Genomic DNA, 9,586 nt, shown 5'->3' on the forward strand with positions numbered 1-9,586 from the left:
GCAAGTTCGTCTGTTCTTCAGCAATTTATCGGCAGCCGTACGATCTGCGTAGCAGGAGTTAGGCAGGCTGGTTCGCGAGTACTGCTTCGAGAAGACCCGGAAATCGCTCATCGAAGTCCGATCGCCGAAGCATGTTAATCATTTCGCGACCTGCCTGGGTGGTCTCGATCAGTCCCGCGGCGCGCAGCAGCTTCAGGTGGTTGGACAATGTGCTTTTCGGGATGGATTCGCACGGCGAGGCGTCGGTACAGCTCAGCCGCTCGGTTGCCGCCAGCCGCGCTACCATGCTCAGCCGGTTGGGATCAGCGAGCGCGTGAAGCGCCAGATCGAGTGGAACGTCCTTCAGCCTTGGATGAGTGAAGCGGGGCATCGGTCAGATATAGGACGACCGCATAAATTTAATAGTTCGGGATTATTGAACTGTTTGCGTGTCGCCCCATCTTCGAGCTTGCCGACAGCGCACGACGGCGTGATCGCGGGCCACATCTCGGAGAATTCACATGTCACTTCAGGGCAAGAAGGCGCTCGTCACCGGAGGATCACGCGGCATCGGTTCGGCGATCGCCAAACGCCTGGCGGCTGATGGTGCGGCTGTCGCGATCACCTACGCCGGAAACAAGCATGCAGCAGATGCCACCGTTGCGGCGATTGAAAGCGCGGGAGGCACCGCTTTCGCGTTCCAAGCCGACGCTGCCGACCCTGCCTCTCAGCGCACCGGCGTCGAGCAGGCTGCGGCGGCCTTGGGGGCGATCGACATCCTGGTTCACAATGCCGGGGTGGCCGAGTTCTCTGCCGTTGCCGACGATACCGACGGAACCTTCGACCGCCAGTTCGGGGTCAACGTGAAGGGCCTGCACGTCGGTACTCGCGCGGCCCTGCCACACCTCGGCGATGGTGGGCGCATCATACTCATCGGCAGTGTCTCCGGCGAACTCGCCTTCCCGGCGACCGCCGTTTACAGCGCAACCAAGGCGGCAGTGGCGGCACTGGCACGTGGTTGGGCGAAGGACCTCGCGGCGCGCAACATCCTGGTCAACACAGTGCAGCCCGGACCGATCGATACCGACATGAACCCCGCCGCCGGCGAGTTCGCGCAGCAGATGATGGGAGCGATCCCGCTTGGCCGCTATGGCAAGGTCGAGGAGATCGCGGGCGCGGTCTCATTCCTTGCCGGACCCGATGCGAGCTACATCACTGGCACCACGCTGAACATCGACGGCGGCGCGGCGGCATGAGCGATCGCGATCGGTCTCCTCGCAAAAGCGGGAGAGGCCGGTCGCGCTCTCGGTGCGTTACGAACGAGCGACACCGAGCGGCGGCAACCGCTCGGTCATTTCACCGTAAGGCCGGCAGGGCTGTAATGGACGATCTGATGCGACAATCATTTGAAGCCGACGGACTTATCTCGATGCGGAGCACCCGATCATGAAGACCAGTGGCAACACGATCCTGATGACCGGTGGCGGCAGCGGCATCGGTGAAGCTTTGGCTCACCGTTTCCACGATCGAGGCGATACGGTCATCATCGTCGGTCGACGTCTGGAAGCGCTGCAACGAGCGGCGAAGGGACGCGATCGCATGTATCCGATGATCCTCGATGTCGAGGATGCCGCGGCCGTGGATCAGTTCGCGAAGCAGGTCGTCGTCGATTTTCCCGCGCTGAACGTGTTGTTCAACAATGCCGGCATCATGACGTTCGAGGATCTGACGAGGCGGCGCGATCTCGCTGATGCGGAAGCGACAATCGCGATAAACATTCTCGGCCCGATCCGGTTGACGAACGCGCTGGTCGGCCATCTGGCGGGCCAGCCCGATGCCGCGATCGTCACGGTCACGTCTGGCCTTGCCTATGTGCCGCTGGTGGCCGCGCCGACCTATTCGGCCACGAAGGCGGCGATCCACTCCTACACGGTTTCGCTGCGAACCCAGTTTGCGGGCAAGGTCGAGGTGATAGAGGTGGCACCCCCCGGCGTGCAGACCGATCTTACGCCGGGGCAGGCGAACCGCCCGGGCTATATGCCGCTCGATGCCTTCGCGGACGCTGTCGCCGCACAGTTCGCGCAACAACCGACGCCGCACGAAATTCTGGTCGACGAGGTAAACTTCCTGCGACTGGCGGAGCGCGAGGGTCGGTTCGATGAGACGCTGAAGACGCTGACCGATCGCGCCGCCAAGCAGCGTGCGGATGGTGAGCGACATGAATGAAGACGCCACACGTTATGAATTCGCCGCTCGCATGCTCTGGACCCGCTGGCCTAAGGCTACCGTCGAGGATGTCCCGGCCGCGCTACCATCGGGACGGTTAGGAACGTCTTCCAAGCAACACCGTTTGGCGACGAAGCTTGGGCCTAACGTTCCGGGCAGCAGACGTTTACCGCAGTCACTTCACCTGTCTTAAACGGCTGCTACAAACGTAGCCGACTAAAACTAAATAGCTTGGTCGAGACGACAGGCAAGCCCGTTGCACGCCAATCGATAATACCATCAGCCGGCGCGCAACGGTAGGCGATCACGCTGCTACGGTTACGGAATAGTCCATTGCAGTAAGATCGTCGATCAGATCGGGACCAACGGGTTTCCATCCCAGCCGCGCCTGGGTCCAAGAACTCGATGCGATCATATCGAGTTTTGAAAAGGGTGCCATCCAGCCGAAATAGCGTTCGATCTCGTTCTCGGCGATCGATCGGACCGGCAGTCCGGTCCCTTTGCCGATCGCCTCGGCAATGGTGCGCGCATCGATGCCTTCTTCGGCCGAGGCGTGGTATCTCGCGCCTGGCTCGCCACGTTCGAGAGCCAGAACGTAAAGCTTCGCCACGTCGCTGACGTGTGCGGCAGCCCAGCGCGCAGTGCCCTCGCCCACATAAGCCATTGCTCCGGCACGGCGCGCCTCCGCGACCAGCGGGGTGATTAGCCCGGCCTTGGTGGTGTCGTGCACCTGGGGCAACCGAATAGTGCGTACGTCGATGCGCCGAGCGATCAGCGCTGCGGCTGCAAGCTCGGTGACGATGCGGGGATTGGCGTGCAGCGGATTGAGTACGTCTTCGGTCGCCCGACCGCCGTTTCGTGGCGTACCGATTCCAATCCCTGAAGTAATCAGGATCGGCTTGTCCGTCCCAGCCAGCGCCTCACCCATTGCTAGGTGTTTAGTCCCGGCATCTGGTGGATCGGGTTGACGATGAACCGGTCTGGCTCTGCCGTCCAGATCTTGGCTAGGTATTCGTAGGGCGTGAGGCCGCTCAGCGTCTTGAGCCGGCGGGCGAAGTTGTAGGCGGCCATGAAGTCGGCGAGATGCGTCCGGAGCTGGTCGTGGCTCTCATAATGGAAGCGTTTGACGGTTGCCTCCTTGATGGTGCGGTTCATCCGCTCGACCTGACCGTTGGTCCAGGGATGGTTCGGCTTGGTGAGCCGGTGCTCGATGTCGTTCGCCTCGCAGATCATGTCGAAGCGCATCTGACGCGACCAGGCGGTGTTACGGTTGCGCGGCTGCTCGGCGAACTGAATGCCATTATCGGTCAGGATCGTGTGGATCCGGTAGGGCACGGCTTTCAGCAGGTGTTCGAGGAACTCCCACGCCGTTCGTCGATCGGCCTTGTCGACCAGCTGGGTGACCGCGAACTTGCTGGTGCGGTCGATGCCGACGAACAGGTAGAGCTTGCCTTCGGCGGTTTGAACCTCGGCGATATCGATATGGAAGAACCCGATCGGGTAGCGCTTGAAGCGCTGTCGCTTCGGCTTTTCGCCCTCAATGTCTGGCAGGCGAGATATTCCGTGTCGCTGCAAGCAGCGGTGCAGCGCTGACCGGGTCAAGTGCGGGATCGATGGCTGCAGGGCGTAGAGGCAATCGTCGAGCGGCAGCAGCGTGTGGCGCCGGAACGCGACGACCATCGCCTCCTCGGCCTCGGACAGGGTCGTTGAATGAGGGGCCTTCGGCCCGGTCTTCAGATCCTCGACCGTCGCCCGCTTGCGCCACTTCGCAACCGTCTTGGGGTTGATCCCCAGCTCCCGGCTCAGCGTCGCGAGCGAAGCTTGCGATCGCTGTATTGCTGCTCGGACGGCGTGCGTGGTCGTGGCGCTCCCGTGACGTACCTGTCCCATATGGCTTCCTTCCATTCAAACGAAAGGATCGCACCATCAAACCGTGGGATCAAACACCTAGGCTTTCGCATCTCCCGGTCAGTTAGCGTGGGCGATGTCAGCAATTAAGCGACTGCGGACAGGAAGGTATCGGTAAGCGCCGGGGGATAGCTGCCTTCCCTCGCTGTTGGCGGAACGACCCACAGTCGGTTACTCACGTGCTCAAGGACGCCCCCAAAAGCGGACGTCCGTTCAGCTCAATTTGGTCACCGAATAGCACCCGCGGTAGGATGGCTAAGTGCCAACTTGCAGATCGACCGGACGCTATTGATGCTGAAGGGCAGGCACTCGGCCCTCAGCCCGCAGGTCCCACCTGATCTGGTACGCGATCGAACCGCGCCATGCTCCAACGTGAATGTGCGGCATCCTGGCATGACCGTTGTTGCCGACTACGCCGACGACCTGGCCGGCGGTAACTTCCTGCCCGACCCTGACGGAAACATTCGCGACGTGAGCATAGGTGACCATCAAGCCGTCCGACCGTCGGAACGCGACATAACCGGCTAAGTCTTTGCCCGACACGCCTGGCGTGTTTTCGTTGCTGTTCTGGTGAACGCCGATCACGCGTCCTCTAAAAGGTGCGTGCACCGCCGTGTGCCAGCCGTACCAATCGGCGTTAGCCGCCCCGGATGTGCGAAAAGGGCGCGGGAACCCGCCATCGGTAGCCGGATCGATTCCGCCCACCACGACGCAGTCTCGTCCTAAAGCATCGCCGACATAGTGGAGGGAGCCGTCGGGGTGCTCGCCGCACAGGAACGGCTCATAGAAGACCGGTGCGAGCTCGACGACCGGGACGGGCGAGGTTGGCTTTGCTCGCGGCAGCTTCATAGGGTCGAAGCCCGAGATCACTGCGGCGAGAAGCAAGAGCATGCCGGCTAGGCTACGCCGACCATTAATCGACGGCAAACCAGATCGAGCGCAGTCACTCTTATGCGCTCCCGATTGCCGTTGGAACGACAGCCCGTCGTGGCGCAAGGACCCAAAAGGCGCCATTCGATGCCTCCGAGCGCCTTTCCAGAAACGGACGCTCGTTCAGAAGGACGCTAGACGTTGACCGTGTTGTGCGAAGGCGCGTCACATGATCGCTTCGCCACCAACGCACAATGAGGCGGATCGCCTGTCGGCAATGCAGCAATACGATCTCGTCGGCAGCGATGTCGACCTGAGCCTCGACACGGTGGTCACCCTCGCGCGCAATCTGTTTCAGGTCCCGTCGCATTGGCAGTCGTCGAGTGCGCCGATCGCCGAGGGCTGGCGTGCTTGACCGCAGCCTCGATCGGAAACCGCTTACTCGAAAGTTTTCGTCACCATCTGCTAGCAATGCTCGTACTATGCACCCTTGTCGGTTTGGGGAGAAACGGAATGGCCAATCTACTCGGTGCGCTGATCGGCGCCGCGATTGATCGAGGCGACGGCGACAGCGGGATCAAGGGCGCGATCATCGGTACCGTAGCCGAGTCCGCAATCCGCGTTTTAGCGCCGGTCGTGGCGACCTATGCGCTGGGTTGGGCCGTTCAATACGGCATCCGCAAGGGCATGCATGCTCTGACTGGAAGCGACCCGGTCGATGCGGGATCAGGGAAGCTCAAATCGGCAAAGTAGGCGATCGCCTGGAGTCGAACGGAGCGCCGCACCAGGGGCGGTGAGAGTTGCCCCAGTTTTCGGGCAGGCAGTTGGGGAGACTGCCGCTACAAGGCGACGGTCGAAACTGCTCGACCGCAACCACCGAACGTCGACGTGCATTATGTGGGCGGTACGGAGCAGGCGTCGCTAACCGGAGTGATAGATGACCACGGTAGCGGCGAACCAGAACCCAAGCGCCGATGATCGCGGAAAGCACGCGGACAGTCCGGCCGAGATCCCGGCAAAGGGCTGGAAGGACGTGCTGGTTCGCGCCTGGAAGGAGGGTTCTGCCGACAACATCAGCCTGATCGCGTCGGGTGTCGCTTTCTGCGGCGTCCTGGCGCTGGTTCCGATGCTCGGTGCGGTAGTGCTCTCCTACGGGCTGGTCGCCAGCCCGGAGTCGGTCATCCACAACGTCCAGGGTATGACGTCCGTCATGCCAGGCGAAGCCGCCAAGCTGATCGGCGAGCAGCTGATGAATGTGGTCACCACGTCCGGCGGCAAGAAGGGCCTCGGCTTGCTCGTTGCGCTGCTGATCGCGCTCTACGGCGCGACCAAGGGTGCCGGCGCGATCATCACCGCGCTCAACATCGCCTATGACGAGGAGGAAACGCGCGGGTTTGTGCGGCTCCAGTTGGTCACGCTGGCGATCACAGGGGGCGCGGTCGTGCTGGCGATCGTGGCGACGATAGCGATCGCAGCGCTGGGGCACCTCGACGCGCTGCTACCTTGGGCACCGGGATGGGTGCTCGGGCTCGCCAAGCTGGCGACCTACGTCGTTATGGCGGCGGCCGGCGCGGGCGCGGCGGCAACACTCTACCGCTACGCACCCGACCGCGATGAGGCCGAGTGGAAGTGGCTGAGCCCCGGCTCCGTCGGCGCGACACTTGCCTGGCTCGCCGCGACCGCCGCGTTTGGAATCTACGTTGCCAACTTCGGCAGCTACGACGCAACTTACGGCTCACTGGGCGCGGCTGTGGTGCTGCTGACTTGGCTTTACCTATCGGCCTATATCTTGTTGCTCGGCGCGGAGGTGAACTGCGAGCTGGAGCGGCAGACGGCTAAGGACACGACCATCGGCGCCGACCAGCAGCTCGGCACGCGCGGTGCGCACGCCGCCGACACGGTGGCGGGCGAGCGCGAGACGACGACCCGCAGCCCAGGATTGGGGGATGGTGGAGACACCGCGGATCAGGCGACGACCGAAGGGTCCGAAATCAAGAACTATGTGGCTGCACGCGCAACTAGTCGGGCGGGCGGACTGGCGGGACTGCAGAAGGTCGGAATGCTTTCGTCGGTGCTTGCTACGGGCGGTCTGGCGTTGCTCCGGCGCAAGGGTCGCGCTCCGATCGGCGGAGCGCTGCTCGCGACGGCCGCCGCGCTCAGCTGGATGAGGCGGAGAGACTGATCTTCGCCATAGCCGGCGCCCGCGAGGCGTCGCCTCACAAAGTGCGCGTGCGTCTGTCGTGACCCATAGTCGGTCGCTCAGGGGCACTGTGCTGTGCCTCGGAAGCGGACACTCGTTCATGCCGCTAAAGACATGCCCACGAGACGGCATGCCGGCTAACGGGAAGCGAGGGTCGAACGTTGGCGTAAGCCTTGCCGATGGTGCATTGATGATGTCAGCGTCTCTTATTTACGCTAGAAACAGACGATGTCCTCAATCTTCATCGACGCGAACATCCTGCTTGGATTCTGGAGCTGTAGGGCGGGACGTGTCCCGTCCGAGCTCCTCCTTCCGTTGGTCGAAATACGCGAGCACGTCTTGGTGACCCGGCAGGTGGCTGATGAGGTCCGTCGGCGTAAGCTGGCCGTGTTCGTTGAGACGCGAGGCAAGTTCGACCACGAGCTACCACCCGACCTGCCGGATCATCTTACCAAGGTAAAGTTGCATGCTGACGCGACCGCCAGAATTTTAGAGCTGAGTTCAGCGCTGAGAGAAGCAAGGAAGGATTGGGAGACCGCGAGCGCCGAGATCGCGCAGGCGATTAGCACCAATAGCGATCTCGCAACTGGCATGCTTTCGCCCTTGCTTGACCAGGCCGTGGAAGCGACGACTGAGCAGATGGCTCGAGCGCGGGATCGCCGAGAACGCGGAAATCCCCCGGGCAAGCGCTCAGATCCGCTCGGTGACCAGCTCTCTTGGGAGCAGTTCGTTGACGCCGCGCAAGGGCGACCGAAGGTTTGGATTATCTCACGTGACAGTGACTTTGCCGTCACTCTGAGCAAGCGCCGACTAATCAACCCGATGCTCGGCGCGGAACTCAAAGCGGTTGGCGTTGGCGATATTGAACTGCACGACACGCTTTCCGGAGCCTTTCGATCGATCCGAGATGCTGGCCTCGCCACACCCGCCGGGATCGAGGAAAAGACTCTTGAGGATGCCGAGAAGCAAGAGGATGCCTTCATCCCTCATCCACCGCATATCATCTGGCCAGATACGGATTGGCGCTGCCCAAGTTGTAACTCGGTCAACGGGCAGACCGACCTGATCCCTCGACCATCACAGTATGGCGGCTGGAGCTATTGGACAGGATGCCGCCGATGTGGCTTCACTTTCGACACGGGCGAACCGTACGACGAGTAAATCCGTTGAACTGGACAGCTCTAGCATCAACTTCAAATCGCCTGCGGGTAGCGCTTGTATGTGACGTGACCCCCGTTTCTTCATCCACCTGGACCTAAAGACCGGCCCCTCGAAGGGACGGACAGATGAAGCGGAAGCAGTTTTCTGAAGAGCAGATTATCGGCATCCTGAAGGAGGCCGAGGCGGGCGCGGTAGTGACCGAGCTGTGCCGCAAGCACGCGATGTCGAGCGCGACGTACTATGCGTGGAAGGCCAAGTATGGCGGTCTGGAGGTATCCGACGCGAAGCGGCTGCGGGCGCTCGAGGAGGAGAACGCCCGGCTCAAGCGGTTGCTTGCCGACACGATGCTCGACAACGCGGGTCTAAAGGATCTGCTGTCAAAAAAATGGTAGCGCCCGCCGCGAAGCGGCAAGCGGTCGCGCATCTCCAGGCGACGCTGGGGATGAGCGAGCGGCGGGCGTGTGCTGTCGTCGGGGCGGACCGCACGAGCATGCGGTATCGCTCGTGCCGGGCGGATGATGGCGACCTGCGGTCGAAGTTGTGCGAGCTGGCGCAGCAGCGCCGGCGGTTCGGCTATCGGCGGCTGCACATCCTGCTCCGGCGTGACGGCATCACGATCAACCGCAAGAAGACCCAGCGGCTGTATCGCGAAGAGGGTCTGACGGTACGCCGCCGGAAGGGGCGGAAGCGGGCCGTCGGCGCGCGGGCGCCCGCGCCGGTGCCGGCGCTTCCCAACCAGCGCTGGAGCCTGGACTTTGTCCATGATCAGATGGCAACCGGTCGGCGGTTCCGCGTGCTCAACATCGTCGACGATGTGACGCGCGAGTGTTTGCGGGCGGTGCTCGACACGTCGATCTCAGGCAAGCGGGTGGTGCGCGAGTTGGGCGATTTGATCGCCGAGCGCGGCGCACCCAAGATGATCGTCAGCGACAACGGGACCGAGCTCACCTCGAACGCGGTGCTCGCCTGGTCGGGCGACGCTGGCATCGAGTGGCATTACATCGCACCGGGCAAGCCGACCCAGAACGGGTTCGTCGAGAGCTTCAACGGTCGCATGCGTGACGAGCTGCTCAACGAGACGCTGTTCTTCACGGTTCGCCAGGCCCGGGAGATCCTCGCCCGTTGGGTCGACGACTACAACACCGAGCGGCCGCACTCCTCGCTCGGCTACGCCACACCGGCGGCGTTCGCCGCCGAACTCGAACAGCAACGGGCGGGGTTAACCCCGCCCGTTGCTTCACC

General features: G+C 62.6%; 11 protein-coding genes. 7 read left to right on the forward strand and 4 right to left on the reverse strand.

Annotated features, from left to right (window positions below):
• Positions 1-58 precede the first annotated feature (58 nt).
• On the reverse strand, positions 59-370 hold the full coding sequence (locus ACOFKS_RS03915; RefSeq protein ID WP_419807927.1) for an ArsR/SmtB family transcription factor: 312 nt from the start codon (positions 368-370) through the stop codon (positions 59-61).
• Between the two features lie 130 nt (positions 371-500).
• On the opposite strand from ACOFKS_RS03915, the gene ACOFKS_RS03920 reads away from it, so the two are divergent.
• Together ACOFKS_RS03920 and ACOFKS_RS03925 are read left to right on the forward strand one after the other, a co-directional pair.
• The gene (locus ACOFKS_RS03920; protein WP_419807928.1) at positions 501-1,235 is read left to right on the forward strand and encodes an SDR family oxidoreductase; all 735 of its coding nucleotides are present in this window, start codon (positions 501-503) and stop codon (positions 1,233-1,235) included.
• Between the two features lie 190 nt (positions 1,236-1,425).
• Entirely contained in the window at positions 1,426-2,205 is a 780-nt protein-coding gene (locus ACOFKS_RS03925; protein ID WP_419807929.1) for an SDR family oxidoreductase, read from the forward strand.
• Positions 2,206-2,509: 304 nt separating this feature from the next.
• Here ACOFKS_RS03925 and ACOFKS_RS03930 read toward each other — a convergent pair whose 3' ends face one another.
• From ACOFKS_RS03930 to ACOFKS_RS03940, 3 genes are all read right to left on the reverse strand, one after another.
• Positions 2,510-3,133 carry an NAD-dependent epimerase/dehydratase family protein gene (locus ACOFKS_RS03930; RefSeq protein ID WP_419807930.1) on the reverse strand — a complete coding sequence of 208 codons (624 nt, stop codon included), beginning with the start codon at positions 3,131-3,133 and terminating at the stop codon, positions 2,510-2,512.
• A 2-nt stretch (positions 3,134-3,135) separates the two neighbouring features.
• Positions 3,136-4,095 (reverse strand): IS481 family transposase, encoded by a 960-nt coding sequence (locus ACOFKS_RS03935; protein WP_419807931.1) that lies wholly within the window; start codon positions 4,093-4,095, stop codon positions 3,136-3,138.
• A gap of 303 nt (positions 4,096-4,398) precedes the next feature.
• Positions 4,399-5,004: a peptidoglycan DD-metalloendopeptidase family protein gene (locus ACOFKS_RS03940; RefSeq protein ID WP_419807932.1), complete on the reverse strand. Its 606-nt coding sequence runs from the start codon at positions 5,002-5,004 to the stop codon at positions 4,399-4,401.
• A 208-nt stretch (positions 5,005-5,212) separates the two neighbouring features.
• Here ACOFKS_RS03940 and ACOFKS_RS03945 point away from each other — a divergent pair, with 208 nt between their 5' ends.
• The 5 genes from ACOFKS_RS03945 to ACOFKS_RS03965 form a co-directional block, all read left to right on the forward strand.
• Positions 5,213-5,398: a hypothetical protein gene (locus ACOFKS_RS03945; RefSeq protein WP_419807933.1), complete on the forward strand. Its 186-nt coding sequence runs from the start codon at positions 5,213-5,215 to the stop codon at positions 5,396-5,398.
• Positions 5,399-5,496: 98 nt separating this feature from the next.
• Complete coding sequence (locus ACOFKS_RS03950; RefSeq protein WP_419807934.1) at positions 5,497-5,736, forward strand: hypothetical protein; 240 nt, start codon at positions 5,497-5,499, stop codon at positions 5,734-5,736.
• A gap of 184 nt (positions 5,737-5,920) precedes the next feature.
• Positions 5,921-7,165, forward strand: coding sequence for a YihY/virulence factor BrkB family protein (locus tag ACOFKS_RS03955; protein WP_419807935.1), 1,245 nt, complete (start codon positions 5,921-5,923; stop codon positions 7,163-7,165).
• Between the two features lie 246 nt (positions 7,166-7,411).
• Positions 7,412-8,344, forward strand: coding sequence for a hypothetical protein (locus ACOFKS_RS03960; protein WP_419807936.1), 933 nt, complete (start codon positions 7,412-7,414; stop codon positions 8,342-8,344).
• A 125-nt stretch (positions 8,345-8,469) separates the two neighbouring features.
• Positions 8,470-9,586, forward strand: a protein-coding gene (locus ACOFKS_RS03965) for an IS3 family transposase (protein WP_419807937.1) whose coding sequence is annotated in 2 segments (ribosomal slippage) — positions 8,470-8,722 and positions 8,722-9,586 — 1,118 coding nt annotated over the 2 segments. Because the reading frame shifts where the segments join, the coding sequence is not laid out codon by codon here. This gene is flagged as partial in the annotation.

It is taken from the genome of Sphingomonas sp. (genome assembly GCF_965200135.1).
GTDB lineage: Bacteria > Pseudomonadota > Alphaproteobacteria > Sphingomonadales > Sphingomonadaceae > Sphingomonas.

Coding starts and splice junctions, on each gene's coding strand:
- ACOFKS_RS03940 (WP_419807932.1), bottom strand. CDS start 5,004: ATGCTCTTGCTTCTCGCCGCAGTGATCTCGGGCTTCGACCCTATGAAG.
- ACOFKS_RS03930 (WP_419807930.1), bottom strand. CDS start 3,133: ATGGGTGAGGCGCTGGCTGGGACGGACAAGCCGATCCTGATTACTTCA.
- ACOFKS_RS03925 (WP_419807929.1), top strand. CDS start 1,426: ATGAAGACCAGTGGCAACACGATCCTGATGACCGGTGGCGGCAGCGGC.
- ACOFKS_RS03950 (WP_419807934.1), top strand. CDS start 5,497: ATGGCCAATCTACTCGGTGCGCTGATCGGCGCCGCGATTGATCGAGGC.
- ACOFKS_RS03945 (WP_419807933.1), top strand. CDS start 5,213: ATGATCGCTTCGCCACCAACGCACAATGAGGCGGATCGCCTGTCGGCA.
- ACOFKS_RS03935 (WP_419807931.1), bottom strand. CDS start 4,095: ATGGGACAGGTACGTCACGGGAGCGCCACGACCACGCACGCCGTCCGA.
- ACOFKS_RS03960 (WP_419807936.1), top strand. CDS start 7,412: ATGTCCTCAATCTTCATCGACGCGAACATCCTGCTTGGATTCTGGAGC.
- ACOFKS_RS03955 (WP_419807935.1), top strand. CDS start 5,921: ATGACCACGGTAGCGGCGAACCAGAACCCAAGCGCCGATGATCGCGGA.
- ACOFKS_RS03915 (WP_419807927.1), bottom strand. CDS start 370: ATGCCCCGCTTCACTCATCCAAGGCTGAAGGACGTTCCACTCGATCTG.
- ACOFKS_RS03920 (WP_419807928.1), top strand. CDS start 501: ATGTCACTTCAGGGCAAGAAGGCGCTCGTCACCGGAGGATCACGCGGC.